At 41.3% G+C, this 26966-nt stretch carries 22 protein-coding genes; 4 read left to right on the top strand and 18 right to left on the bottom strand.

All coding sequences use genetic code 11. The annotated features are described in order from the left end of the window. Positions 1-71 precede the first annotated feature (71 nt). The 7 genes from GOP56_RS20665 to nrdR all read right to left on the bottom strand — a co-directional run bounded on the left by GOP56_RS20665 (position 72) and on the right by nrdR (position 8916). Positions 72-1688 (bottom strand): helix-turn-helix domain-containing protein, encoded by a 1617-nt coding sequence (locus GOP56_RS20665; RefSeq protein WP_163246497.1) that lies wholly within the window; start codon positions 1686-1688, stop codon positions 72-74. A 102-nt stretch (positions 1689-1790) separates the two neighbouring features. After that, positions 1791-2810 (bottom strand): ABC transporter substrate-binding protein, encoded by a 1020-nt coding sequence (locus tag GOP56_RS20660; protein ID WP_163246496.1) that lies wholly within the window; start codon positions 2808-2810, stop codon positions 1791-1793. 309 nt (positions 2811-3119) lie between these two features. After that, complete coding sequence (locus GOP56_RS20655) at positions 3120-4073, bottom strand: L-threonine 3-dehydrogenase (RefSeq protein WP_022584562.1); 954 nt, start codon at positions 4071-4073, stop codon at positions 3120-3122. 45 nt (positions 4074-4118) lie between these two features. Next, positions 4119-5309: a glycine C-acetyltransferase gene (locus tag GOP56_RS20650; protein ID WP_121473516.1), complete on the bottom strand. Its 1191-nt coding sequence runs from the start codon at positions 5307-5309 to the stop codon at positions 4119-4121. A 570-nt stretch (positions 5310-5879) separates the two neighbouring features. Then, positions 5880-6821, bottom strand: a complete 942-nt coding sequence (gene dnaI / locus GOP56_RS20645; protein WP_003339117.1) for a primosomal protein DnaI — start codon at positions 6819-6821, stop codon at positions 5880-5882. Next, positions 6822-8327 (bottom strand): DnaD domain protein, encoded by a 1506-nt coding sequence (locus tag GOP56_RS20640; protein WP_163246495.1) that lies wholly within the window; start codon positions 8325-8327, stop codon positions 6822-6824. It lies immediately after the preceding gene. Positions 8328-8427: 100 nt separating this feature from the next. Continuing rightward, positions 8428-8916: a transcriptional regulator NrdR gene (nrdR, locus tag GOP56_RS20635; protein ID WP_003335222.1), complete on the bottom strand. Its 489-nt coding sequence runs from the start codon at positions 8914-8916 to the stop codon at positions 8428-8430. 219 nt (positions 8917-9135) lie between these two features. On the opposite strand from nrdR, the gene GOP56_RS20630 reads away from it, so the two are divergent. Beyond that, positions 9136-10269 (top strand): HD-GYP domain-containing protein, encoded by a 1134-nt coding sequence (locus GOP56_RS20630; protein WP_003335223.1) that lies wholly within the window; start codon positions 9136-9138, stop codon positions 10267-10269. A gap of 78 nt (positions 10270-10347) precedes the next feature. Here the strand turns inward: GOP56_RS20630 and GOP56_RS20625 are convergent, their stop codons facing one another. Further along, positions 10348-12594, bottom strand: a complete 2247-nt coding sequence (locus GOP56_RS20625; RefSeq protein ID WP_163246494.1) for a YcdB/YcdC domain-containing protein — start codon at positions 12592-12594, stop codon at positions 10348-10350. A 226-nt stretch (positions 12595-12820) separates the two neighbouring features. Continuing rightward, the gene (locus GOP56_RS20620; RefSeq protein ID WP_101667520.1) at positions 12821-13864 is read right to left on the bottom strand and encodes a glyceraldehyde-3-phosphate dehydrogenase; all 1044 of its coding nucleotides are present in this window, start codon (positions 13862-13864) and stop codon (positions 12821-12823) included. Positions 13865-14134: 270 nt separating this feature from the next. On the opposite strand from GOP56_RS20620, the gene GOP56_RS20615 reads away from it, so the two are divergent. Continuing rightward, the gene (locus GOP56_RS20615; protein ID WP_163246492.1) at positions 14135-15025 is read left to right on the top strand and encodes a helix-turn-helix domain-containing protein; all 891 of its coding nucleotides are present in this window, start codon (positions 14135-14137) and stop codon (positions 15023-15025) included. A gap of 88 nt (positions 15026-15113) precedes the next feature. Here the strand turns inward: GOP56_RS20615 and GOP56_RS20610 are convergent, their stop codons facing one another. The 4 genes from GOP56_RS20610 to polA all read right to left on the bottom strand — a co-directional run bounded on the left by GOP56_RS20610 (position 15114) and on the right by polA (position 19846). Next, positions 15114-15689 (bottom strand): lytic transglycosylase domain-containing protein, encoded by a 576-nt coding sequence (locus tag GOP56_RS20610; protein ID WP_121473511.1) that lies wholly within the window; start codon positions 15687-15689, stop codon positions 15114-15116. Continuing rightward, positions 15686-16234 (bottom strand): dephospho-CoA kinase, encoded by a 549-nt coding sequence (gene coaE, locus GOP56_RS20605; protein WP_233882803.1) that lies wholly within the window; start codon positions 16232-16234, stop codon positions 15686-15688. Before coaE ends, GOP56_RS20610 begins: the two co-directional genes overlap by 4 nt. A gap of 81 nt (positions 16235-16315) precedes the next feature. Continuing rightward, on the bottom strand, positions 16316-17140 hold the full coding sequence (gene mutM / locus GOP56_RS20600) for a DNA-formamidopyrimidine glycosylase (protein WP_096886629.1): 825 nt from the start codon (positions 17138-17140) through the stop codon (positions 16316-16318). Between the two features lie 12 nt (positions 17141-17152). Further along, complete coding sequence (gene polA / locus GOP56_RS20595; protein ID WP_163246490.1) at positions 17153-19846, bottom strand: DNA polymerase I; 2694 nt, start codon at positions 19844-19846, stop codon at positions 17153-17155. Between the two features lie 252 nt (positions 19847-20098). On the opposite strand from polA, the gene GOP56_RS20590 reads away from it, so the two are divergent. Next, complete coding sequence (locus tag GOP56_RS20590; RefSeq protein ID WP_003339125.1) at positions 20099-21007, top strand: DMT family transporter; 909 nt, start codon at positions 20099-20101, stop codon at positions 21005-21007. After that, positions 20994-21119, top strand: a complete 126-nt coding sequence (locus tag GOP56_RS24225) for a hypothetical protein (RefSeq protein ID WP_003339126.1) — start codon at positions 20994-20996, stop codon at positions 21117-21119. Before GOP56_RS20590 ends, GOP56_RS24225 begins: the two co-directional genes overlap by 14 nt. 48 nt (positions 21120-21167) lie before the next feature. Here the strand turns inward: GOP56_RS24225 and GOP56_RS20585 are convergent, their stop codons facing one another. From GOP56_RS20585 to mdh, 5 genes are all read right to left on the bottom strand, one after another. Further along, positions 21168-22034, bottom strand: coding sequence for a YitT family protein (locus tag GOP56_RS20585; RefSeq protein WP_003339127.1), 867 nt, complete (start codon positions 22032-22034; stop codon positions 21168-21170). 151 nt (positions 22035-22185) lie between these two features. Beyond that, on the bottom strand, positions 22186-23130 hold the full coding sequence (locus GOP56_RS20580) for a VanW family protein (protein WP_101667517.1): 945 nt from the start codon (positions 23128-23130) through the stop codon (positions 22186-22188). 157 nt (positions 23131-23287) lie between these two features. Beyond that, the gene (pnpS, locus tag GOP56_RS20575) at positions 23288-25066 is read right to left on the bottom strand and encodes a two-component system histidine kinase PnpS (protein WP_003339130.1); all 1779 of its coding nucleotides are present in this window, start codon (positions 25064-25066) and stop codon (positions 23288-23290) included. 15 nt (positions 25067-25081) lie between these two features. After that, entirely contained in the window at positions 25082-25780 is a 699-nt protein-coding gene (locus tag GOP56_RS20570) for a response regulator transcription factor (RefSeq protein WP_003339131.1), read from the bottom strand. A gap of 238 nt (positions 25781-26018) precedes the next feature. Next, positions 26019-26957, bottom strand: a complete 939-nt coding sequence (gene mdh, locus GOP56_RS20565) for a malate dehydrogenase (RefSeq protein ID WP_003335236.1) — start codon at positions 26955-26957, stop codon at positions 26019-26021. Positions 26958-26966: the final 9 nt, after the last annotated feature.

The following is a 26966-nucleotide window of genomic DNA, read 5'->3' as shown; positions in this document are numbered from 1 at the left end:
TGATAAACCAGAGGAGCAATATCTCCCTTATACTGAACTGTAATTGTCTCATTCGGTCAATCTGTTTAGAATTAGCGAGTAAGCACCCTCACCACATCATCAATCTTCCTGCTATTAGCGATAACCCCATGACTCATCCATGTCATAAAATCTACCTCATACACACAGTTTTTCTGAACAGCCGGAATGGATTGCCAAATCGGATGAGATAGCTGCCTTTTTTCTGCGCCTTCACCTTCGTCATGCCATTTATCAAATGTATAGAATAGATGATCTACATCCAACTCAGAAAGGGCTTCCCATGACAAGCATCTTCGCTTAGACTCTCCTTTCACTTGGCTTACGAATGGATGTGGTTTCATCTCTAAATCTCGATATAGTACAGGCCCTGTGTAAAGATAATCCACGCTGATATAATGGGCGGATACCCGCAGGAAAGCAAAGGTTTTCCCTTTTACAGAACGTGCCAACGCTTCCTTAGCCTTTGCTACCTTATTCTCGTATTGCTTGATTAACTGCTCAGCCATATTCGTTCGCCCTAGCATATCAGCTACTGTACGCAGGGTCGAACGCCAATCATCAACAGGGTGCGAAATGACACTTGTACGTGCAATCTGCCTGCATTGATCATAGATACCTGCTAAGCTTTGAACCCCTTCTCTCACCATAATAAAATCTGGTTTATAATAGGATAGCTGATGAATGTCCTGTGTCAGAACATCGTGCGTCGGAATATGCTGTAGCCCAAGATAATCAAGCTTTCCCCATCCTCCATGCGACCACTGTACAATCGGAGTTACCCCTAATGCCAGTAAATAATCCTCTAAAAATAAGGAGACGATGCGAAGATCACTACGCAGATTATCCCGGTATTGTCCCGGGGCCACACCAACCATTTGTTTAAACCGACGATTAAAATAAAATTCATTGTTGAATCCAACCTGCTCTGCTATTTCATGAATTCGATCGTCTGTTTTACTGAGCAATTGTTTAGCTCTGTCTATTCGTAATGTATTTACAAAATCAAGGGGAATCTGTCCTGTCATTTCTTTGAAAATACGCGTATATTTATAACGAGCGACGTTAGCATCAGCCGCCAATTGATCTACTGTCATTGGTTCATAGTAATGCTTCCTCACATAGTCAATAGAGCGCTCCACTGCACGGCGTATGTCCACATGACTCTGAGAAGCATTTTGTTGAAACACGAAGCGGAGCAATTCCTCAAATCGTACGTGATTAGAAAACCGTTCCATATCATCGGCATCGTTGCGATGACAATATATCGCTTCTACCAAATCAAGGCATTTAGAAAAAGGAGAGCAAACTACAGCACCCAGAAAAGGAAGTGAATCATTTTTACCCTCATCTACCAGTGTCACTTTAGAAGCTGTAGGTTGAATGGACAACTTATTGAAAGTTAACTGATACAAGCATAATGAGTCATCTACCGCTTGGATGAATAGAGATTCCCCAGGTCCAATCATAAAGCAATTCTCCCGCTCCATATGAAAGCAATCCTCTTCTATTTGGAGCCTTCCCTTTCCATCAGTCACAACAATTAAGCTATAGTCGCTTGTCTCATTATCATGCTGGTGATGTCCAGCAGGGAGCGTGTCATATTGGATATCTACTAAGAGAAATACGGTGCTTGGACTACTAATCAAGCTTGCTACCTGGTTCATCATACCACTCCATTGATAATAATTCTCATTCAAAATATTATAAAACAAAAAAGAAAGTTCTTCAACATAAGCTGAAGCCCTCTCTTCTTTTAGACAGATAACCTGCTATTTCGTTTTAGCAGAAAAGAATTTCAATAAATCATCAATCTTCATCGCATTCGCTTTAATTGAGCCTGATTGCCAGTGTGTTCTTTCTAATTGATAAACATTCCCCTTTTTAACCGCAGGGAGAGCCTTCCATAATGGGTCCTCTAGTAATGCAAGTGCCTGTTTATTCTCTTGTGATGTCCATGTCCCATTAGATGGGAATATAATGATATGATCAGCATGAAACTCTGGAATTTTTTCTAGTGACATAATCTCGTGAGTTTCAATCGTTTTCACAGGCTCATACGGCTCCAGCCCTAAATCTTCATAAATCATTCTTGTATAGGAGTTTTTGAGGCCAAAAAGAGCTAATGATGGCTTTTCACCAACATTTAAACGAATAACCGCTACGGTCTGTCTACCTATTGATGAATTCAGTTTTTCTTTGGCATCGGCCACTTTTGTCTGGTACGCTTGCAGTACACGCTCAGCCTTTTCGGGCATCCCTATTATATCTGCTACTCTTTTTAACGTTTCTACAGCATTTTTATTAATAGAATCAGGCACCCGATAAGTAGGAGCTATCTTGGAATATGCTTCATATTTCGTTGCATCTACTCCACCATCAACAATGATTAAATCAGGATTAGCTGCAAGTAAAGCTTCTATGCTGCCCGTTACATCAAATGTTGGTACATTTAGGCCCAGATAATCCTGCTTACCCCATGCTGGATGATACCACTGCACGATTGGTGTAACTCCTAATGCAACTAATGGGTCTTCTAAATAAATAGCGGCTATTCGCTTCGGATGTACCGGAATCTCGACCTCCCCAAATTCATCCTTAACCACACGTGTTTGTGATTGCTTAGCGGTTTGCGTATCTTTGGTCTGATTCTCACCTTGCTGTCCATTCTCCACGCTCTTTTGAGTCTGTGTGTCTACCTGCTGCGATTGTTTTCCGCACCCAGCAACAATGCACATCACGACAAGCAATACAGCCATCCCAGCAATCATGTTCCAACGTGATCTTAGCATAATTCTTCCCCTCTCCTACACAATTACGATTTGCCGAAAAACTTATATTTGATAACGATTATCGTTATTGCTTTTATCCAAACAAATTGTAATGGATTCCCTATGCTTTTTACAATGCACGTTCTCGACTATTTTTTATACAAACACTTGTGAATTTCCCTTATCGGTTTAACAAGCGATTTTTCCTTTTTTACATAAAAACAGCAGAGGAAATTACTCCCCTGCTGTTTTTATTCACATCATTTATAGACTGTAAGCACACTACACGACTGTATAGCTGCTCTATCATGACTATTCTTTGCTTTCGCTTTAGATCCCAGCTCCCACTTGCAATTTATCCCGAAGCTTGGCAAGCATATCTGTTGTCATTTTTTCCAAGTCATATTCTGCTTGAAAACCCCACTCCGCTTTAGCGGCTGTGGCATCAATTGAGTTTGGCCAACTGTCTGCGATTCCTTGTCTGATTGGGTCTACTTGGTAGTCCATTTCAAATGTCGGAATATGCTTCTTGATTTCCCGTGCAATTTGCTCTGGCTCAAAGCTCATCGCTGTCACGTTAAAGGCGTTACGGTGTTGTAATTTAGATGCATCTGCTTCCATCAAATTGATGATAGCGTTAAGCGCATCTGGCATATACATCATATCCATGTACGTACCTTTTTGGATGTATGAGGTATAACGACCATTTTTAATTGCCTCGTAATAAATTTCCACTGCATAGTCGGTTGTTCCCCCACCTGGAGGCGTTACGTAGGAAATCAGCCCTGGAAAACGTACACCGCGCGTATCTACTCCAAATTTTTGATAGTAGTAATCACACAATAATTCCCCAGAAACCTTATTTACCCCATACATGGTAACAGGACGTTGAATTGTATCCTGAGGTGTATTATCTTTTGGTGTTGTTGGTCCGAATGCACCGATTGAACTTGGCGTAAAAAATTGACAATTAAGTTCTCTTGCTACTTCAAGTGCATTTACCAATCCGCCCATATTTAAATTCCAAGCGAGCAATGGCTTTGCTTCCGCTGTCGCAGACAACAGAGCTGCCAAATGCATAATGGTATCCACTTTGTACTTTGCAGCAATATCGTGCATAGCCTTTGCATCTGTTACATCTAAAATCTCAAATGGTCCCTCTTGCCCCTCGCCCTGACGAATATCAGTAGCAATTATGGATTCTGTTCCGTATACACTTCGTAGCTTCGTGACCAATTCGGAGCCAATTTGTCCAAGCGCTCCTGTTACCATTATTCTTTTCATGTGGGTTGACCCCTTTCTTCCTGTTGTTCCTTTTGATCAGTAGGGTTAAATAATTCCCATTTCTTTTCCTACTTTTTTGTAGATGGCCAACGCTTGATCTAGCATCTCTTTTGTATGCGCCGCAGTTGGCATATTGCGGACACGTCCGGTTCCTTTAGCAACCGTTGGGAATACAATAGCTTTTGCATAAACGCCTTCTTCATACAATCGCTTACTAAATTCCTGTGTTTTTATTTCATCACCAATAATGCAAGGTGTGATTGGAGTTTCACTGTCTCCGATATTAAAGCCAAGCTCCTTCAAGCCCTTCTTCAGGTAATTCCCATTCTCCCAAAGGCGATCATGTAATTCGGTGCTTTCTGTCAAAATATTGATGGCTTTGGTAATAGCTCCTACATCTCCTGGTGTAAGTGCAGTGGAGAATAAGAATGGTCTGCTGCGTACTTTAAGCCAATCAATCAATTCCTGTTTACCAGCTACATAACCACCTACTACTCCAATCGCTTTGGACAGCGTTCCGATCTGAAAGTCTACTTTGTCAGATAAGCCAAAATGCTTCACTGTCCCTGCTCCCTTACCGAGAACACCTGAGCCATGGGCATCATCTACATATGTGATTAAATCGAATTCCTCAGCAATCTCTACAATTTCTGGTAGCTTGGCAATGTCTCCGTCCATCGAGAAAACACCATCTGTAATTACCATGATTTTATTGTACAGACCGGACTCTCTCGCCTCTTTTGCTTTTTGACGAAGATCATCCATGTCAGAGTGGTTGACACGGATGATTTTAGCTTTAGATAGACGGCAACCGTCAATAATGGATGCATGGTTTAATTCATCCGATAGAATTGCATCATTTTTATCCATCACAGCAGAAATTGCAGCCATATTACAATTAAAACCAGACTGATAAGCAATAGCCGCCTCGGTATGTTTAAATTCCGCTAGTGTTTTTTCTAATGTAATATGGATATCCAGTGTCCCGTTAATGGTACGAACGGCCCCTGCCCCAACACCATACTTTTCGATCGCTTGGTATGCTGCATCTTTCAAGCGCTGATCTGTTGCCAAACCTAGATAGTTGTTGGAAGAAAGGTTAACCAGGTTTTTGCCCTTAATGGTAATCACAGGCCCATTGGCACTCTCCAAAGGATCAATAACGTTATAAAGGCCTTTGCTTTTAAGCTCTGCTAAATTTTCTTGTAAAAACTCCTGCAATCCTCTGCTGGACATCCTTTATCCCTCCATAGGTATCTTGGTTTTTTATCTTTACATAAATGAGATACTATCATTACATGTTGGTAAGGAAGACGGAATGATTCACTCCCTCCAGAGAAAACAAAAGTCCTCTCCGTATGTACATAACAATGTTGTATCAGCCGCAAAATCATCTTCCTATTCTAGTTTTAAAAGTACCACATGTGCCTCATAATGTCCACACAACAAACACAACATTTTTCAATATCATCTGTTAATTCATAGTAATCAGTCACTTAAAACCCTTTGATAACAAGCTTTCAACTTAAAAACATTTTATCTGAATATTCAAGTAACCATCTTACCATGTTTTTCTAGGAAGAACATCTGTCTTTTTTTGTATATTACCATCAAGGTTCCCTATAAGCTTTGGATGTCTTTTTCAAAAGGACACTCTCAGATAAACAGCAAGGCTACCGACTACGCTCCTATTTCAAAAAAACTACCTCTGATCGGCAAAAAACCCAAGAAAAGGACTCACTTGCTTGTCCAATACTTGGGTGATCGGTCAAACGAAATGCTGATATACACATACCTCTATACAGGCTATCTTTTTCGACGATTGATTCCTTCAATCACTACTTCTTCTACATAATGACGAATTCTTTCTAAAATCCGGCGTGCCTTCGTTACTTCGATACGTGAGCCATTACTCATGGCAAAATGCTCTTCCAATTCCTCAAGAGAATAGTTTGAAGCAAATAAAGTTGGCAGATGATTGTTAATTCGCTGATTTAAAATAACTCCAATCACTTCATCCCGAATCCATGGAGTGACATTCTCCGCCCCTAGATCATCTAAGATCAAAACAGGAATCTCCTTTAATAGCTCCAGTTTACCTACATAGGATTGATCGGAGAGGGATTCTTTCAACTCTCGAATGAAATCTGGAACGTATACCATTAAGGATGAAATGTTGTTCTCTGATAGTTCACGTGCGACAGCAGCCATCAGATAACTCTTGCCAACCCCAAAGCCTCCGTGAACATATAGCCCTCGTGCAGCCTGCTTCTTGTTGTCTCTCATTTCTCGGCAGAAACGCATCGCCAGACGAATCGCTTCTTTATTGGAATCATCCATATCCATATGATGAAAGCTAGCTTGAAGTGTTTCTTCAGACACGTAGTAGCTTCGCATCATTTTACGAGTACGCTGTGTTTCTTCATATGATAATTGCTTATCACAGGGGCTTAGTGCGGATACAATATGCTTGTTTTGCACCTGTAGCTTATTCGTATGTCCCTTTACTAAATTAGGACATTCTGACAGTCCGGGGCAATTCTCACAATAATAGTGCTCCTTCACCGACTCATACACTGCCGAAAGGGAGCGAAACAAATCCTCCCTAGTTAATTCAGGATGCTTTTGCAGAAAGGCTTTTAGATAGAGAGACGAGCGCATCATTTTATCCAATTGTTCATCCGGACTTAAAATATGCCGTGGAGTTCGCTTAGCTAACTCCTCCATGAATTGACGCAAAGGTTCCATCTAATGTTCGCCTCCCTTCATCGGCTGTCGTAGTGATTCGTATAATTCTTTAAGCTCTGGATCATCCATAATGGTTTTTTTCACTTGCTTTACGCGTTTTTTTCGATCAGTATCAACTGCCTCTGCTTCCTCACGATCGAGCTGTCGCTGTACAGCAGCAGGTAGCTTATCCTGTAGCAATGCTCGTGAATTACTGCGCCGGCCCCTGTTAGAGGATAATCCACCTTTTTGGGAAGCTGCTAGAGATTGAACCGTCTGATTCTCCATAGCCTGATTCTTAGCTTCTGCCCGTTCCAAAATAACCCTCACTGCTTCCTCTACGGTAGAAATGGCTTTGGCTTTCCAGCTATCTCGAATCGTTTCCACGTAAGCTTTTGGCAATTCCATTTTCGTTTCACGCATGGCATATAAGAGCAAAGCATTTACTACCTCTGACGGCATTGAATCTGTGAAAACCAAGCTCTCTGCCCGTTCTAAAAACGCACGTGAAATTCTACCTCCCACCGCTTGCTCTAAAATAATCAGCGGTGAAAGCTCTCGACAGATTCGTAGAAAAACCTCCGTTCCAGGAGCTGGTATTTTCCCAGGACCGAGATGCTCCAAATAGGCATCGGCTAAAGAACGGCGCTCACGAGTTAGCTGGTTATTTACATATCGCTCGCGTATTCGTTTACGCAATAGTTCTGTGCTAAGAGTCCCTTGAGAATCATAAAGATTCCAATCCCGCAGCTCTTGGCTTAATAAATAGCTATCCACTTGATAAAAAGCGAGCAACTGATAAAAAAACGGAATGCTTTCCTGCGTTACTACCTTAGAGGCTTGTACATGACTAGGGAGGCTAGCCCGCAAAAAGGATAAATCCAATTGTTTGTCTGGCTCCGCTTCATAATGATTAGCTAGGGAGGCTGTAGGATGTTTTTCTTGCATGTGAGCAAAAAATCGATCCGTTTCCGATCCAGGGCGAATTTCCAGCTCAGAAGCTGACAAATTATGATATACCTCATAGAAGCGCTTGGTTACATCTTCTTCATACGGATACTCCTCCGCCAGATTACCCCATAGCTGATCAGCATAGGTACGGCGAAGCTGCTCGTATTTGACTTTTCCTACTTGATTTAACAGCATAACGGGAAGAATATCTTCCTGAAAAAATTGAGCCGGAGTTAGCGGTGGCAAGACAATATACTCATAAAAAAAGTCATGTTCGCGATTCTCACGACGACGGACCTTTAATAAATCCATCGCTTCTAAACGTTCTCTGGCTTGCAGTAAGCGATCCAACGGCAAGGATGTCATCATCATTAGACTCCGGTGCGTTCCTTCGCTTGCTGCTCCACTCTTTTCATCCACCTCGTGCATTAATAATTGATACAACGAATAGGATGACACCCCCAGCAAGGGCAAATAAAGATGGGTTATGAATCCCATCTCCATCATACTCAGCGGCCTTATGAATCTCACTAAATAGCGATCGTTGGGCGCAAGTTCGTTCCACATGACACGCATCGACCAAAATCCTTCCTTACGTTCATAGTTTCTCTATTATATCATTTCTTCTGTCATGTTACGTAGGAGAGGTTTGGAAGCTTAGAGAAAAAAATGCTTCTTATTCTGATTTATTCACTTTAGGCGGCTGATTCCGCGCTTGTTCTAAAAGCTCTTCCAATTCTCGCATAAATACATTAATATCTTTAAACTGACGATAAACCGAGGCAAAACGAACATAAGCTACCTCATCCACATGGTACAGGCGCTCCATGACCATTTCCCCTACCTCTTTGCTAGGGACCTCAGCCTTCCCTTGACTACGTAGTTCTCGTTCAATTTCATTTACAATATTCTCTAATATCTCCAGTGTCACAGGACGCTTTTCACAAGCACGAATCAACCCACGTAAAATTTTATCGCGGCTGTACTCTTCTCTTGTTCCATCCTTTTTAATAATTAATAGTGGTGTTTCTTCCACCATTTCAAATGTAGTGAATCTTCTGCCGCAGTCCTCGCACTCTCGACGGCGTCTGATTGATTTGTTGTTATTAAATGGGCGGGAATCCAATACCCTTGTCCCATTAAATTCACAAAATGGGCAACGCATTAGCCATCATCTCCAAAATGATTACTCAGTTAGATCAACATCATTCCAAAAAAGAAAGACTTGATTTTATTCAATAAATTTGCGTGTAAATTATTGAAGTTTTTCTTTAGAGTCCCATATCCAGTAAGGTTAGTCAAGGAAAAAGCGAATATCCTATTCCCATTTGTCCATAATTTTTTTAAAATGAGATAGTATCTAACAGCAAGGGAGGGTTCTTGCATGCGCCTAGTCTCATTGCGACATGTTCAACCTGGAATGAATTTGGGAAGGACCGTTTTTACAGATGATGGGAAAGTCCTGCTTGGGGCAGGTATGGAGCTAAGTGAAAGATTGGTAAGTGGTCTACAACGCATGGGAATTGATTCCGTCTACATTGATGACCCACACACATCAGATATTGAGGTAGAGGATGTTATACGTCCAGAGACAAGGCAAGATGCTTTGGAAGTCATACATAAAACCGTGCAACAACTACGGAATACGAATAAAGTTGCTCGTAGGGTCTCTGTTAAAGACATGGGCATGCATTTCCAGCAGGTCTTTCATAAGATTTTAAATGATCTATCTGGTGCAAAGGATATCATGATTCATCTAGCTAACATCTCCTCTCACTCGGGAGCAATGTATCATCACGCCGTTAACGTCGCTGTCATGGCTACAGCAGTTGGGATGTCGCTTGGCTACAACACGACGCAATTACGTGATTTGGGAATCGGGGCACTGTTACACGACATTGGAAAAACAGCGCTACCAAAAGAATTGCTTGAAAAAACCGAGCGTTGGAACGAGGCTGAAATGGAGCAGGCCAAAGAGCATACACGCCTTGGCTTTGATATCATTCGGAAACAACACGATATTTCATTATTATCTGCTCACGTAGCTTTCCAGCATCATGAACGAATGGATGGAAGCGGTTATCCGCAACAGCTACAAGGGGACAAATTCCATGAGTATGCGCAAATCGTAGCTATTTGTGACGTGTATGATTCTCTAACTACCCCAAGACGTTGGAGAAAACGCTATATGCCACAGGATGCGCTTGAATACCTGCTTGGATCAGGCGGCTATTTGTTCCATCATCATTTAGTAGATGCCTTTCGTAAGCATATCGCTGTCTTTCCACTTGGGAGCGGAGTCGTACTCAATAATGGAGAAAGCGGCGTAGTCTGTAAGGTAGATCCAGAATGCTGTCATCGTCCAACGATACGCATTTTGCGAGACGGACGTGGCAATGACCTGCTTACCCCGTACGAAGTTAATTTGAAATATAATTTAAAACTATTTATTACTCAATTTGAAGACGAAACATTATTTACTTTTATGGAATCTAAGCATATTGCACCGGACTTGTAATCATCTAGTTTATTTCATTTACAACCAGCAAAACTCCCTCTTACAAAATGCTGAGAGGGAGTTTTGCTTTGCCTCGATTTATTCGTGTCTGTATTTCTGATAAAATTGGTAAATCAGCTCTGCCGCTTCTGCACGTGTTACATTTTTATTTGGCTCTACCTTCGTCCCCTTCGGTGCGCTCAGATAACCTAAAGCATGCGCTAGCGTATAAGCAGGTACTTGTTCTGCTGTTACATCTGGATAAGGGGATTGAAAGATATCAGACTTGGATAGTAACGCTCCAAATTGTAATGTCTGCATCAACATTTGTATCGCTTCAGAACGTGTAATGGCACGATCAGGCTCAAAGCGGGCTGTAGATGGTATGATTTTGAATTGAGAGGCCTGAGAAATGGCAGCATAATACGGATGATTTGTAGGTACATCTGAGTACGTATAAGGCTTCTCATCATTTTCATCGTCATAGGATCGATAATCGTGACTCAGCTCGTTTGATACGCTAATCATCAATCCTACAAATTGAGCCCTAGATATCTCCTTATCTGGCTCCAGCTTTCCATCCTCTAGGAAGAACAGCCCTCTATTTAGCATATTGCCTAGGGCTTCTTCACTTTTGTGTCCCTCAATATCAGTAGCGGACTCAGCATCACTAAATCCCCATCGGTCTAATAATTCACCAGTAGCTGCGTTTACAGATTTCTCATTTCCTACATAACGATAGACAAGCTGTATTGGAATCTCTTGAGAAGACTCCTTTACAGACTCATCTGCGACTGGCATATAGAAAGGAGCTTTATAATAAGTAAGTATTACTTTTTTCTCTTTTATCTCCTTTTCTATCGCTTCTTTCTTTGATACCTGAATTTTTTCGAAAACATCATTACTTCGCAAAGGGGAGCCATTTTCCCTTTGATAGAGCCAAACTTCAGTGACTTCATTAGTAAATTTATTTACTTCTACCTCGATGTCTAGGTCATCAATGGGAGTATCTTTATATAAGTATCCAAATGTAAAAATGTAAGATTGCCCCTTATCACCTCTAATGTAAGGGGCGTCTCCTGTTTTAAGATACAACTGCCCCGTATGATCAGGGTAAAGGCTTTTGATCATTTCTATTGCTACCTTTTCCGCATCTTTCTTATCAATCGCTTGTTTCCCTTTCGTATTTTCCGATGCTTCGTTGTTCTGTTTTGAAAAGGCCAGGAATTGGCCCTTGTCATTTATCTTAATTCTTATTTCTTCCTCATTGGATGGGGAGCCTTGATTCGTTGAAATAAATCGAAATGACCAATTCAATGTTTTGATACCTGAAGCGTCAGCACTGGAGCCTGTCCCACCTGAACCATTATAAACCCAGCCTTTAGCTAGCTTTTCAGCCCATTTCTTTGCAATTTGTTCTGCCTGGTCTTTGCCGATTTTTTCAGGCGCTTGATTTTTTGTAAATGTAATTTTATCGCCTAATGGGGTGATTTTATTGCTAGTTTCCGCTTTGCGGCCATTTGGACTGATCGCCTCTCCACTATTTGCATCTAAAAACTTTGCACTATTGTTGCCATATATATAAACAGGAGTATACGTTACATCCCCGCTGTTCCTGTTTTTATACCTATCTGATCTCATGTATCGTACCTGTGGATCTAGTAGTCCCTTTAGTGTTTTCTCCACTTGTTCTAGGGAAATGGCCGCCTTAGGAGAGGGAATTTTTCTGTCATCCCACGTAAGATGATAGGACGTAATTTCACCATCAGCATCAACCTTAATCGTTACTCCATTTTCAAGGAATGGAATTTCGTCAGACATACGGGTATGGACAAATGTATAATGATTGTTATTCGTCAATGGGACAAATTCATTTGCTTTACTCAAAGAATCTTTTTTTGATTTAGCTACCTTTTCAATAAAAGCCCATGCCGTTTTTTCCGCTTCTTTCTCACTAACCGCCTTTTTCACCGTTTTATTGTTGCGTGTATATTTATAGAAATCAATCAATTCTCCTGTTTGAGCATTAACTGATGCATGAATATATTTGTTGCTTTTTTTATCACTTGTCTCCCAGCTTATCGACCAGTATGGAGAGCCTGTTCTCTCGTCATCTATTTCTAATCGGGAATTTCTTAGTTTGTAATCCGCAGGAATGGTAATCCATTGCCGTACACGCTCTTCCACTTCTTTTTGTGTTAATAGCTTATCATAAGCTCCCTTCTTCTCCTGTGCATACAATACAGAAGCGCTTCCTGACATCTCAAATGGAGCTACTAACATACCAGCCGCCAGCACACATCCGCTACCTACAGCTATCCACTTACGCAATGATAACCTGTTCATCTCATTCCTCCTCTTCTTGTACACTGCCTTTCCAATCATATTAATTATAGCAATATTTTACATGAAACTAGATAAACGAATGATATAAAATCCATTACTGGAATGATTATGCAAGATTTTTGGGTTAAAAAATAAAAAAGCCGATTTCAGCACTTATGAAATCAGCTTTTTTCATAAATTCAAATAACAATTATTTTTCAGAATTAAAATGCCAAATGAAGCCAATTTATCCGTGTGTACTGCCTGTTAAAATCCGTTTCGATTGATTTACATGCTCTGACACATGCTTTACCAAATCAAGAACTCGGCAGGAATATCCCCATTCATTATCGTACCAAGCAATGACCTTTACATGCTTATCACTCATCACCATAGTGGACAGACCATCCACGATTGAGGAATTTTCATTACCATTAAAGTCAGTAGAAACAAGAGGTGCATCCGTATAGCCTAAATAGCCTTTTAAAGGCCCTTCGCTTGCTTCGCGCAGCACCCGATTGACCTCTTGTGCAGTGACATTTTTAGAGATTTGTACAACCAAATCGACCACAGAAACATTTGGAGTAGGTACACGTAAAGCAAAACCATTCAGTTTGCCATTTAATTCTGGCAATACTTTACCTACCGCTCTGGCTGCTCCTGTTGTCGTTGGAATAATCGATTGGCCACAAGCACGCGCGCGGCGTAAATCCTTATGGGGATTATCCAGATTAACCTGATCGTTCGTGTAGGAATGAATCGTAGTCATAAGCCCGGATTGAATCTGAAAAGCTTCATGCAGCACCTTAGCTACAGGTGCAAGACAATTGGTCGTGCAAGAAGCATTCGAAACAACATGGTGATGCTCATGATCGTATTGATCATCATTGACACCCATAACAATGGTCGCGTCCTCTTCTTTACCAGGTGCAGTAATAACTACTTTTTTAGCACCGCTTTTTATATGCTTCTCGGCACCACTACGATCTGTGAACTTCCCAGTCGCTTCCACAACCACTTCAACCCCAAGCTTCCCCCATGGTAGGTTCAAAGGATCGCGATCGGATAACACCTGTGTGTTTTTTCCATTAATTACAATGCAATTGCCATCTACAGTAACGTCATGGGCTAAGGTCCCATGAACGGAATCATATTTTAATAAATGAGCTAGGGTTTCAGGAGGATAGCTAGCGTTAATAGCCACAACCTCGATGGATGGATCTTGGATCGCTTTGCGAAAAACCATGCGCCCAATACGTCCAAACCCATTTATCCCGATTTTAATTGTCATTTTATGTTGACCCTCCCTGAAATAAGTTACTCTAATCACTATTAATAATATATTAAGTATGTCATATTTGACAATGTGTTTTACTTAAAAACAGCAAATTTGGGCAGTTTGCTACATGATCTGCCCAAGCAGTAATAATTAGATTTTCCAAAAAGAATGATGCCCGTGATCAGGCAAAGCAATATCCAGAGATTTGATCAAAAGACCGTTGCTATGTTTTGGTAAGCTTTACATATCAAACAGAAAACTTGGAGGGGAGAAGCATTCCAGATGAATGAACAAGAACTGGCAATCATTCAATCTCTTCACTGTATAGAGGAACAATTATTTGATGAAATCACTGTTTCCGATTTGGCTCGACAAGCTGGGTATTCAATCGCTCATTTTCATGCTTTATTTCTTAAACACGTAGGATTTCCCCCCTACGAGTACATAAAAAAACGCCGTTTAGCAAAGGCAGTTTCTCTGCTTTGTTCCTCTACTCTAGGCATTTTAGATATTGCAGTTACACTAGGCTTTGAATCACAGGAATCATTTACTCGCGCCTTTAAAAAGGAATACCTTATGCCACCTGCCATCTATCGCCGCTATATGCAAACACTTTTATTCAAACAGGAGGAGCTTTCTATGAATTCAATCTCTACCGATCTAAAACCCACAGGCTGGATGCTACAAGGTACCAATCCTGGAGCCTATGAGATGGGGGTGGACTATAATAGCATTCACCACGGTACATGTTCTGGCTATCTTCGTTCGAAACAACCTCATCCAGAGGGATTTGGCACGATGATGCAGATGTTTCAGGCACACAAATACCTAGGTAAGCGCATGCAATTAACAGGATTTATTCAAACAAAGTCAGTGACAGGCTCGGCAGGCTTTTGGATGAGAGTGGATGGAAGTGAGGAAGAGATATTACAGTTTGATAATATGAGTAATCGTCCTATTCAAGGGACCACGGAATGGAATATGTATCGCATCGTATTGGATGTCCCTGCTCATAGTGAAGCGATTGCATTTGGCGCATTCCTACAGGGCGGTGGTCAGATTTGGGTGGATAGTCTTCGTTTTGAGGAAGTAGATGTAAAAACACCCGTAACGCACCTAGAGACCGCGCCTGAATTGCCTGAGGAGCCTATTAATCTACTGTTTGAGGAATAAGAGGATTCGTTTTAGCAAAAAGTTGTTTCGCTAGATTCTTTTTTTCACTAGCTGATAATGTGGTAAAAAGCTCCCTGACAGATTACCATCAGGGAGCAAGATTAGGAAAGCTATTTTCGTATACCTCTTTATAACGATCTTCGTAATATAAAACACGTTGGACATAATGACGGGTCTCCCCAAACGGGATATTGGAGATCGTTTCACGAGTCCCTTCCCATTGCTTATTATGCAACCAATTTTTCACATTTCCTTGTCCTGCATTATAAGCAGCCAATGCAAGTACTTCATTCCCTTTAAACATTTGTAACAAATAAGCTAGATACCAGGTACCTAAATTAATGTTAGTTGCAGGATGTTCCAAATCAGCAGGATACAGCATCTCTAGCTTCCCCTGAGACTGTATCCATTCTGCTGTGTTTGGCATCAATTGCATTAAGCCGACTGCTCCTTTTTTCGAAACCAAATCTGGCTTAAATTTAGATTCGGACCGAATGACAGCAAGCACAAGGTATGGATTTACTTCGTATTTCTTACTCACTAACCGAATTTGTTCCTCATATTTGATCGGGTACATTAGTTTCCAAACAAAGGAGGAGTTTAGCAGCAGATAGATGATAATCAAAACGGAAAACAAGAGAATAGCAGAGCGTAGCGTTTTCATGGGATTATCTCCGCAAGCAAGCTAGTTACCAAATCATCCACCTGCTTCTGAGTGTCTGAGCGGCTACCTTGGTTATCGATTACATAATTAGCTAATTTACGCTTTTCTTCAATATTCATTTGGGCTCGCAAACGCTTTTTCGCCTGCTCCTCATCAAATTCATCCCGCTCCATTAACCGTATAAACTGTACGGATTCTGGTACGTAAACAACCACAACTCTGTCTACCATATAGGTAAGCTTGCTTTCATACAATAACGGGATGTCCATAAAGACAAGCCGTTCCCCGCGTTCCTGAGCTAGAGTAGCTTGCAGACGCATTTCCTTGCGTACTTCTGGATGAACGATTTCATTTAAAACCATTCGTTTTTCTCTATCACTAAAGATCATTTCCCCTAGCACTGCACGATTTAAGGCACCTGTCTCATCCAATACACTCGTACCAAAGTACTTGACAATCCCATTGTAGGCCGGTTTGCCCACCTCTACCACTTCTCGGGCAATAAGATCCGCGTCGATAACGGTGACTCCCCGTTCACGCAGCATGGCTGCAACAGTACTTTTTCCGCTCGCAATTCCTCCTGTTAGACCCAAAATCACGCTATCTCCTCCTTCCCGATTAGCGGTCTATTTTTGACAGGATGGGCAAAAGTGCGTTCCGCGTCCTCCTACAACAATTTTCACAATCTCTGTGGAGCAGCTTGGACACAGTTCTCCTTTTTTCCCGTACACCTTTAATACTTGTTGGAACATCCCCATTTCACCTTGTCCATTTACATAGGATTTAATAGAGCTTCCTCCAGCATCAATCGCTTCTTGTAGGGTCTGTACAATACTTGTATGCAAAATCTCTATTTGCTGATTTGTCAATGTATTAGCTACCCGTTCTGGATGTATATTTGCTCGGAAAAGAGCCTCGTCCACATAGATATTCCCCAAGCCCACCATAAATTCCTGATTTAATAGCAATGGTTTGATTTTAGTGGTCTTACGCTGTAACATGCTGGAGAGCAAGGCAGGTGTAAAGGCTTCGTCTAAAGGCTCTGGTCCCAGCTTTTTAAGTGGCTCCACCTCTTGTTCCTTACCTAATGGAATCACGTCCATCGTTCCAAATTGACGCACATCCCGATAGCGAAGCTCCGTTCCATCCGTGAAATGAAAAATCACATGCGTATGCTTTTCTATCTCTTCAGAGGATTGATAAACTCCATATCTTCCTTCCATACGCAAATGTGAAATTAATACATCCTGATCGAGGATAAATTTAATAAATTTTGCTCGCCGTTCAACAGCATGAATGGTTTGTCCAACTAAAATGGATTTAAATTGTTCCACATCGGCAGGCCGGCGAATAATCCGTGGCAACAATACGCTTACCCGTTCAATCTTCTTGTTCAGCACTAGTGTTCTCAGCGTCCGAACAACGGTTTCTACCTCTGGTAGTTCTGGCATTAGATGTCCCTCCTACTTGGCGTCATACCAGGTTTCCCCATAATTTACATCTACTTTAAGTGGAACGTCCAGTTTAAGTGCGTTCTCCATCACGTTAGCTACCAGCTTTTGCATCGTTTCTAATTCATCCTCTGGAACCTCAAACACCAATTCATCGTGTACCTGAAGAAGCATGCGGCTTTTTAGCTGATTCCTAACGAGGGCCTCTTGCATCTGGATCATCGCTAATTTAATAATATCGGCAGCCGTTCCTTGAATAGGAGTGTTCATAGCAGTACGCTCTGCAAAAGAACGTAGATTAAAGTTTCTACTTGCAATATCTGGTAGATAACGACGGCGGTGCAACAGTGTCGTCACATAGCCATCCTTCTTTGCCTGATGCTTAATCTCTTCCATGTAATTCTGAACACCTGAAAATACATCAAAATAGCGTGCTATAAATTCAGCCGCTTCTTTACGCGGTATATTTAAATTCTGAGATAAACCAAAATCGCTGATTCCGTAGACAATTCCAAAATTAACAGCCTTCGCTTGACGGCGCATATTGGAAGTTACCTCGTCTTCGCTTACTCCGAATACGTCCATCGCTGTGCGTGTATGAATGTCCATATTATTTACGAAGGCGTCAATTAGGTTGGGGTCCTTCGAAATATGCGCTAAAATTCTCAGCTCGATCTGCGAGTAATCAGCAGCAAGGATATAGCAGTTGTCATTTGTCGGCACAAATGCTTTCCTGATTTTACGCCCCTCTTCCAAACGGATCGGGATGTTTTGTAGATTCGGCTCCGTGCTGCTAAGCCGTCCAGTAGCAGTTGTGGCTTGGTTAAAGCGTGTATGCACCCTACCTGTTTTGCCATGAATCTCTTTTAAAAGGCCTTCAATATAAGTAGAACGTAGCTTACCTAATTGACGGTACGTAAGAATATCTATCACGATCGGATATTTTTGCGCCAGCTTCTCTAGCACATCTGCGCTGGTAGAATAGCCTGTCTTCGTTTTCTTCTCAGGCGGAATTCCCATGCGTTCAAACAGAATCTCCCCTAATTGCTTCGGAGAATTGATGTTAAACGTAGTACCTGCCTGCTCATAAATTTTCTCAGTCAACGCCTCTAATTGCTTGTCCAGCTCCTCGCCCATCTGATGAAGCTGCTCCTGATTAATCAGAACACCTATCTCTTCCATATCGGCCAGCACGAGACTAAGTGGCTGTTCAATCTTTGTGTAAAGCTCTGTTAATTGGTTAGCCGTAAGCTCTTCTTTGGCTTGAAGAACACTCTGCCACAAAGCCTGCGCCTTACGCGCTACGTGTTCACTAATGAGCTCCATCGACGGTAGGCTTCGCTTTGCCCCTTTGCCATAGATATCCTCATCAGACGCCACCTTGACAGACGAGAATTTGGCAGTCGCATCAGATAGGGTAGGGTTGCTCTCACTAGCATTAATCAAATAGGATGCAAGGAATAAGTCAAAATCAATTCCCTTTACGTCCATTTCATGCCAGCAAAGTCCAACCGTTTCACGTTTGCCATCAAAGACCCATTTTTGTTTAGAAGCATCCTGTAGCCAATCCGTAAAGGCTGTCCAGCTTTTAGCCGTTTCATAAGAAATGAATAAAGCTTGTTCTTCTGTAGCTAAGCCAAATCCAAGAATTGGCGCATAATGATAGTTCTCTCCATCCATCTCTACCACCAAGCTCATGGGAGATGTCAATAGAGGCTCATAATCGGCCAATTTACCTTCTTCGACAACGGTATAAGTAAAAGGCTTGTCTGGTAACGAAGTGTTCGCTGAAGAGCCTTCAGACGCTTCTACACTACCCTGACCATAGCTATCTGCAATGCTATTACCACCCTTTACCTTAGATAGTAATGATTTAAATTCCATTTTTTTAAAGAACTCAATTAGCTTATCAGGCTCGTATCCTGTAAATTGAGAATCAGCAATACTGATATCAACTGGTATATCACGCATAATGGTTGCAAGCGATTTACTCATTTTTGCTTGCTCCACATTGTTGCGTAGATTTTCCTGTAGCTTTTTGCCAGACACCTGCTCGATATTAGCTAGCACCTCTTCAACGGAACTGAATTGGTGCAATAATTTAAGTGCAGTTTTCTCCCCTACCCCTGGAACACCAGGAATATTGTCGGAGCTATCCCCCATTAACCCTTTCAGGTCAATGATCTGTTCAGGCTTTAAGCCATATTTTTCAAAGATTTCCTCTGTCGAATACAGCTCGATTTCACTTATCCCTTTTCGCGTAATTGCTGTAGATACATTCGGGGACACTAATTGCAGCATATCTTTATCCCCGGTGATTACGGTCGTTTTGATCTGTTCCTCTTCAGCTCGTAATGTTAACGTTCCGATGATATCGTCAGCTTCATAGCCTTCTAATTCAAATCTTTTTATCGAAAACGCGTCTAATAGCTCGCGAATTAATGGAAATTGCTCGGATAACTCTGAGGGCGTCTTAGCGCGTCCTCCCTTGTACTCTGTATATTCAGAGTGGCGAAATACCACTTTACCTGCATCAAAAGCAACTAGAATATGAGTCGGTTTCATTTCATCTATTACTTTTAGCAGCATGGTCGTAAAACCAAGTACTGCATTCGTGTGAAGTCCTTGTGAGGTGGACAGTAGCGGCAACGCATAAAAGGCACGGTTAGCGATACTATTCCCATCAATCAGCACAAAATGGCTCATGTGCGTCCGACCCCTTTCTGTTAATTCATTACCTTTCATCTTACCACAGGTAGACCTAAAAGGAAAAAAGGAAACTGGGCAATCGCTTACCCACGAAGAGTCCGTTTCATATCAGCGTTTCATCACGGTTGTGAGTTGGACTTTCCTCTTGTAAAATAAGGATGGACTACATATGATCCGACCAGTGATTCTAGCTGGTTTTTTCATTTTTTCAATAACGATAACTGTTGTGACTGAGAGGATATTACAATCATGGAGAGACCCATCATACCGCCTTATTTTGCCTTATTTTTAGCTGTTTTAGCCATTTCAACATCTGCTATCTTTGTTAAGCTATCATCGGCGCCAGCACCAGTCATAGCCACCTATCGCCTGTTGTTTTCCGTTATATTGACCATACCCTTTTTGTTTATCAACAAAGGTACTTGGCGTGAAATCGTTCAATTTAGCAGAAAGCAATGGCTATTAAGTATTCTATCTGGAGGCTTTCTAGCCGCTCATTTCCTGCTCTGGTTTGAATCACTTCATTATACTTCCATTGCAAGCTCTACGGTGCTTGTAACGCTTCAGCCTCTATTTGCCTTTGTCGGTGGCTATTTTCTCTTTAAGGAACGCCTGAGTAAATTAGCCATGGCTGGTGGTATTTTTGCGATCATGGGTAGCTTTGTAATTGGTTGGGGAGATTTTCGTGTAGGAGGAATGGCTCTATACGGAGATTTACTAGCCTTGCTTGCAGCCTTTGTTGTGACGTTATACTGGTTAATTGGACAGTATCTTCGTCGGGGTATATCATCGACAGCATATAGCTTCGTTGTCTATCTCATCAGTTCTGTCTTTTTGCTTGGACATAGTTTATTTTATGGTCATGCACTGACAGGATATCCGCTCGCGGACTGGGGATGGTTTATCTGTTTAGCTTTCTTCCCTACTTTACTTGGCCATTCTATTTTGAATTGGGTCATTAAATGGCTAAATACTACTACGGTTTCCGTAGGGATTCTTTTTGAACCGATTGGCACCTGCATTCTTGCTTATTTGATTTTTGGGGATATCGTTACGTTGCCACAATGGATGGGCGGCTTCATCATTCTGTTCGGCATTTTCCTTTTTATCCGCTTTAACAGGCCAAAGGAGGAACTGAATCAAAATGAAACGACGTAGTTTTTTTAAAGGAATGGGTGAATATATAGCTAACCTTCCCAGATGGGGAAAAGTAATTTGGACAATCGTGCTTGGTTATATGGTCGCCCGCGTGATTCATTTCTTATGGTAGGAATATTAAAAATCCCTTGCTTTTGACAAGGGATTTTTGTTTTTTCGCCTAATGAATATCTTTTTTGGCAAAATTACCACCAGAAACATCAGAAACATGCTCAATGGCGATGAACGCACTGTCGTCAATCTCGTGTATAATAGCACGCAGCTTAGCCACTTCCAAGCGCGTAACAACACAATAGATCATTTGTGTTTCTTCCTTGCTGTATCCACCGCGTGCGTAGACATAAGTTGTACTACGTCCCAAACGCGCGTTAATTGCCTCAGAAATCTCTTCGTATTCTTTCGAAATAATCGTTACTGATTTAGATTCATTTAAGCCCTCTACGACAATATCAATCAATTTAAAGGCTATATAATAAGTAAAAATCGAATACATAGCAGAATCCCATTCAAAGACAAAGCCAGCCATGATAAAAATAAAGAAATTGATAAACATGATAAGCTGCCCAACAGGAACTCTAGTTTTTCTAGATAGCAGGATCGCAACGATTTCCGTTCCATCTAATGTACCCCCAAAACGGATAACTAGACCTACACCCACCCCAAGAATGACACCACCAAACAAAACGGCGAGCATTTTTTCATTCGTAAATGCGGGTACATGATGGAGCATAGAAGTCGTTAACGACATGATTGCGATTCCGTACAAAGTAGAAATAGCAAAGGTTTTACCGATTTGCTTAAAGCCAACAATCAAAAACGGTAAGTTGAAGAAGAAGAGAAATAATCCCAATGGTAAATTGGTAATGGAGGACATCATAATGGAGATACCAGCAATTCCTCCGTCAATCACTTTATTAGGAACAAGGAACAGCTCCAGTGATACAGCCATCATAATAGCTCCAATGGTAATAAAAATAAACTTTAGTAAAAACGAAGATAGGGTCGTTTTTTTGTGTTGCTTAGCCATATGTTTTCATCGCACTCCCTCTTTCTTGTGGATCGTCTCTAGTAGAAACCTAGTAATAATGATAGAAATATTTATAGTTGATTGCAACTTTTTTCATTTATTTCTTATACTTTGGTTATAATTTCTATCTTTTAAGAGAGTACAAATTTCCTTAGTGTATTGGCAATTTTGGCTGTGATTTACTACTTTCATTGTCTAATGGCTGGTCAGTTTCTTCCGGCAATCGCTTACGAACGGTAGGTACCTCACGCGGATCGAAATCTAAATCTGAGAAGGAAAATATCCGAACAGCCACCATGCCATTAAAAGCTCTTGCTCGAATCAGGATTGGGTATGCATAGCGATTTTGAAACCGAAAATCGGGACCATACCAGCTAACCGTCGCGTCTCTGCCTGGAGGTACATAAGCGACATTACGGCTATGGGCATAACGCTGTATAATTTTTAAACCCGACTTGTCCACAGCATTATATAAAGTAGAAGAAACCTGACAAATTCCCCCGCCAATTCCTTCCGATAATTCCCCGCGAACAATTACTGGAGCAGGTAAATATCCCCTTTTTGTCGTTCTTTCTCCTACTGTTTGATTAAAAGAAAACGTTTCTCCGGGAAACAACACCACATTGTCAATGGATTTGCTAGAGAGGGCAATATTACTAGCTCGATTCTTATTGCGAGGATTATAGTAAGTAACATAAGCACCAATCTGTTTTTGTGAAACGTCTTTCAATAATGAGGCATCTACCTTAGGTAAAACGGTAAGCGTAGGAATTTGCAAGTGAGTTTGTTGATTGGTATAAAAATAAGAAATAAATGATTCCATAAAGGCTTGACGATTTAAACGTTGACCATTTTTTTCTGGGATGATTTTCTCACGTTCATCCCATTTAGCATTCATTGGGGAACGATATACCTGCCTCTCAAGCCTTGACATATACGCTTCCAGTTTAGAAACATCCAGAATAGGAATATGTGTAAATGGAAGAGTAAATGCTTTTCGGTCTATTGAGACGACATCCTGGTTCATTTTTTGAACAACTGGTACATTTCCTTGTAATTGTAAAACCAGCATCAAGCCTGCCATCAGACTAATCACAGAATCCTTCACCTCCCTTTTGTAGTATGAACAAGAGGTGATTATTTCACTCGATGACTAATGCTTAGGAAATCTTTTTTCGCACAGGAAATCTTTACAGTAAAAATAGAGTGCTACAGCTCTAATGGCGGTTTGGCACTCTATTTCATTCCATCAACTATGAGATTGGATTGTCCAAGGGTAAGGTAACCGAAAACACAGAGCCGACACCCTCCGTACTTCTTACAGTAATTGATCCATGTAAAGACTCACATATGTGCTTCACAATAGCTAAGCCTAAACCAGTCCCACCAGAATCTCGTGATCGAGCCTTATCAACACGATAGAACCGCTCAAAAATCCGTCCAAGATCATCCTCTGGAATCCCTATGCCCGTATCTGCCACATCCAGGTAAAGATAATCCTCATCCCGTCTTAGTTCAATCGTGATGTTCCCGCCCTCTGGTGTATAAGCTATCGCATTTGCCAGCAGGTTAAGCAAAATCTGCTGCAAGCAATCCTTATCAGCTCGTAGCATAATTCCTTGATCGGCAGGCAAAATGAGCTTAAGCTCTTTTCGTTGCAGTTGTTCCCGAAGCAAGACTGCTGTTTCTTCTATGAGCCGGTGCATCTCTACCTCAGTGTAAGTCAGCGTTATTCGTTTCTGCTCAATTTTAGATAAATCTAAAATATCACTAATTAATCTAAAAAGACGTTCACTCTCGTCATAAATAATTTGCAAAAAGTGCCTGCTAATCTCTTCATCCTTAAGTGCCCCGTCTAATAAGGTTTCCGTAAAGCCTTTAATAGAGGTAATAGGTGTGCGTAGCTCATGGGAAACATTCGCAACGAAATCACTGCGCATCTTTTCTAATCGGCGGATATCTGTAATGTCATTTAACACTGCCAGAACACCTTTAATTTCACCACGGTAGTTCACATAAGGAGAAAAATCAGCATAGATCATCCGCTCTGTTGGATAAAAAATATGAATTTCATCCCGCTTGCGTTCCCCCGTGCGCATAACATCATCAATATGCTTACTAAAGCCATAATTATGACCTGCTTCAAAATGTAATTTCCCTACTAATTCAGAACTGGATATGTTCAGCATTTTTTCAACCGCATTATTTATAAGCTCAATTCGCCCATTCTCGGCGATTAAAATCACGCCACTAGGCATCGTTGCCAGCACTCCTGTTAAGCGTTGCTGATTCTCCGATATTTGATACATCTGTTGTTCCAAACTAGACGCCATAAAATTAATCGCTGTTGCTAATTGACCTAGTTCATCGCGAGGCTTAATTTTGACGCGACTCTCGTACTGACGCTGCGTAATATTTCTTGCTACCCGAATAATCTCTTCAATTGGCTTTGTAATACCATGAGAGATGCGTGAACTGACAATGCTACCGATAATCAAAGTAATTACAAGTCCCATGACCAAACTAAACCACATCTGATGGACAGATTGAGTAATGGTCTGCATGGACATAGCGGAACGAACCGCCCCAACGACTTGTCCTGTTTTATTATCCTTCAGTGGCACAGCCACATAGATCATCTGCTGATGAAGAGTATCACTTTCCCGATGAGCGATTCCTACCTGCCCCCTGAGGGCCGCTTCGATCTCTGGCCGATGAGCATGATTTTTCAGCTTTTGGTCTACACCTGAGGTATCAGCCATTACGACTCCCAAAGGATCAACAACAGTAATACGCACCTCCATAGATTCAGTAAAGTGCTGAATTTGGGCTTCCAAACGCTCCTGCTGAGTTAATATTTTTGGATCAATGATTGTTTCAGAGATAAATAAGGCTTCTTTTCTTAAAAGATCATATTGCATCTGTAGATAGGAGCGTTCCATAACTTTCCCAATAAATATCCCGATCACAATAAGAACAAGCGAAATTAAGCTTAGTATTGTAAAGGTAAGCTTCAGGCGAAATCGATTCACTGTACCCTCCCTGACCTAGCCTTCTAATTTATAGCCGAGACCACGCACCGTTTTAATATAACGTGGGTTTTTGGTATCCTGCTCCAATTTTTCTCGCAAATGGCTGACATGCACATCTACAATTCGAGAATCACCTACAAAATCATAATTCCATACTGCATTAAGCAATTGGTCACGTGTTAAAACACGTCCAACATTACTTGCAAGGTATTGAAGCAACTCAAATTCTTTCGGAGTCAGCTCCACCTTCTCATCACGGAGGAAGACCTCATATTTTTCTGGATAGATCACGATTTCTCCAAATGAGTACTGACGCTCCTCTTCTTTTTCCTGATCTGGTTCTGGCTTAGCATTAAAACGGCGCAAAATAGCTTTGACTCGTGCGACAACTTCTCTAGGGCTAAAGGGCTTTGTGATATAATCATCTGCTCCCAATTCGAGTCCTAAAATTTTGTCCAGCTCATCCTCTTTTGCCGTCAAGATAAGGATAGGAGTATTGATTCGTTCCTGACGAAGTGTTTTGCAGACATCTAGACCATCCATATATGGAAGCATTAGGTCTAAGATGATAAAATCTGGCTTCTCTTCACGCGCCATTGTTAACGCCTGTTTGCCGTCAAAAGCGGTAATTACCTCATAGCCCGCCTTTTCCAAATTAAATTGAATCAATTTAGAAATAGATACCTCATCTTCTACTACCAAAATCTTCGTCACTATGCTTCCCCCTACATGTAATTCTCAACTTATCTCTTCTATAGTATTGCCTTTATGCATTGTATTCTAGGCTTGTAATCTCAGTCTGACAGATGACATTTAGCGGTGCAAGTAATTTTCTTGTAAAGATTTGGTTTTCTTCCTGTAAGGATTGATGGATGGCGAAGTGGTGGGATAGATAGCGGTTACAAACAAAAAGGAGAGCAACGATGGCTCTCCTTTTTAGTCATACTTTTTTCTATTGAAGAACTTTCATGACATTGCGAACAGCGTCAGCGGATTTTTCCAAAGCTGCTTTTTCGTCTTCTGTCAATTCTAGTTCATAGACTTTTTCGATACCATCTTTACCAAGCAGGGTTGGTACACCTAGGTATAGATCTTGGTAACCATATTCGCCTTGCAATAAAGCGATTGATGGAAGAATGCGTTTTTTGTCTTTTAGGATCGCTTCTGCCATTTGAACGATAGAAGCAGCCGGTGCATAGTAAGCGGAACCATTGCCTAACAAGCTAACAATTTCACCGCCACCTTTACGGGTGCGTTCTACGATTGCATCAAGACGATCTTTTGGAATTAATGTTTCTAGTGGAATACCACCAGCATAGGAATAACGAACAAGTGGAACCATGTCATCACCGTGTCCACCTAGTACGAAGCCTGTTACGTCTTCTACAGATACGTTCAATTCTTCAGCAACGAATGTACGGAAACGAGCTGTATCTAGGACACCTGATTGACCAATAACACGCTCTTTAGGGAAACCAGATGCTTTGTAGAATGTGTAAGTCATTGCATCAACTGGGTTAGACAATATGATAACAGTTGAGTTTGGAGCATAGATTTTTACGTTTTCTGCTACTGATTTCATGATACCAGCATTGGTATTTACCAAGTCATCACGGGACATACCAGGTTTACGAGCGATACCAGCAGTAATGATAACCATATCAGCACCTTGGACATCCGCATAGTTAGCAGTACCTGTGATTTTTGAATCAAAGCCTAGTACAGGGGAAGATTCCATCATGTCTAATGCTTTTCCTTTTGTAGGATTCTCTAATTGAGGGATATCAACAAGAACAACATCACCCAATTCCTTTTGAGCTAGGATAAAAGCTGTTGTTGCACCTGTGAAACCACTACCGATGACTGCGATTTTTTTGCGTTGAAAAGACATGTAATAGAC

The sequence above is a fragment of the Brevibacillus sp. 7WMA2 genome, from assembly GCF_010748895.1.
GTDB classification, from domain to species: Bacteria; Bacillota; Bacilli; order Brevibacillales; family Brevibacillaceae; genus Brevibacillus_B; species Brevibacillus_B halotolerans.
The sequence above is the reverse complement of the archived record's forward strand: the minus strand, read 5'-3'. Positions and strand labels throughout refer to the sequence as shown.

Bases quoted from the DNA above. Each gene is read 5' to 3' on its own strand.
- GOP56_RS20660 (WP_163246496.1), bottom strand. From the start codon at position 2,810: ATGCTAAGATCACGTTGGAACATGATTGCTGGGATGGCTGTATTGCTT.
- GOP56_RS20650 (WP_121473516.1), bottom strand. From the start codon at position 5,309: ATGTCCAGCAGAGGATTGCAGGAGTTTTTACAAGAAAATTTAGCAGAG.
- polA (WP_163246490.1), bottom strand. From the start codon at position 19,846: ATGAGCCATTTTGTGCTGATTGATGGGAATAGTATCGCTAACCGTGCC.
- coaE (WP_233882803.1), bottom strand. From the start codon at position 16,234: ATGCTGCGTGAACGGGGAGTCACCGTTATCGACGCGGATCTTATTGCC.
- GOP56_RS20630 (WP_003335223.1), top strand. From the start codon at position 9,136: ATGCGCCTAGTCTCATTGCGACATGTTCAACCTGGAATGAATTTGGGA.
- mutM (WP_096886629.1), bottom strand. From the start codon at position 17,140: ATGCCAGAACTACCAGAGGTAGAAACCGTTGTTCGGACGCTGAGAACA.
- GOP56_RS20585 (WP_003339127.1), bottom strand. From the start codon at position 22,034: ATGGCTAAGCAACACAAAAAAACGACCCTATCTTCGTTTTTACTAAAG.
- mdh (WP_003335236.1), bottom strand. From the start codon at position 26,957: ATGTCTTTTCAACGCAAAAAAATCGCAGTCATCGGTAGTGGTTTCACA.
- GOP56_RS20655 (WP_022584562.1), bottom strand. From the start codon at position 4,073: ATGAAAAGAATAATGGTAACAGGAGCGCTTGGACAAATTGGCTCCGAA.
- dnaI (WP_003339117.1), bottom strand. From the start codon at position 6,821: ATGGAACCTTTGCGTCAATTCATGGAGGAGTTAGCTAAGCGAACTCCA.
- GOP56_RS20665 (WP_163246497.1), bottom strand. From the start codon at position 1,688: ATGATGAACCAGGTAGCAAGCTTGATTAGTAGTCCAAGCACCGTATTT.
- GOP56_RS20620 (WP_101667520.1), bottom strand. From the start codon at position 13,864: ATGACAATTAAAATCGGGATAAATGGGTTTGGACGTATTGGGCGCATG.
- GOP56_RS24225 (WP_003339126.1), top strand. From the start codon at position 20,994: ATGAAACGACGTAGTTTTTTTAAAGGAATGGGTGAATATATAGCTAAC.
- GOP56_RS20615 (WP_163246492.1), top strand. From the start codon at position 14,135: ATGAATGAACAAGAACTGGCAATCATTCAATCTCTTCACTGTATAGAG.
- GOP56_RS20590 (WP_003339125.1), top strand. From the start codon at position 20,099: ATGGAGAGACCCATCATACCGCCTTATTTTGCCTTATTTTTAGCTGTT.
- nrdR (WP_003335222.1), bottom strand. From the start codon at position 8,916: ATGCGTTGCCCATTTTGTGAATTTAATGGGACAAGGGTATTGGATTCC.
- GOP56_RS20610 (WP_121473511.1), bottom strand. From the start codon at position 15,689: ATGAAAACGCTACGCTCTGCTATTCTCTTGTTTTCCGTTTTGATTATC.
- GOP56_RS20640 (WP_163246495.1), bottom strand. From the start codon at position 8,327: ATGCGTGTCATGTGGAACGAACTTGCGCCCAACGATCGCTATTTAGTG.
- GOP56_RS20625 (WP_163246494.1), bottom strand. From the start codon at position 12,594: ATGAACAGGTTATCATTGCGTAAGTGGATAGCTGTAGGTAGCGGATGT.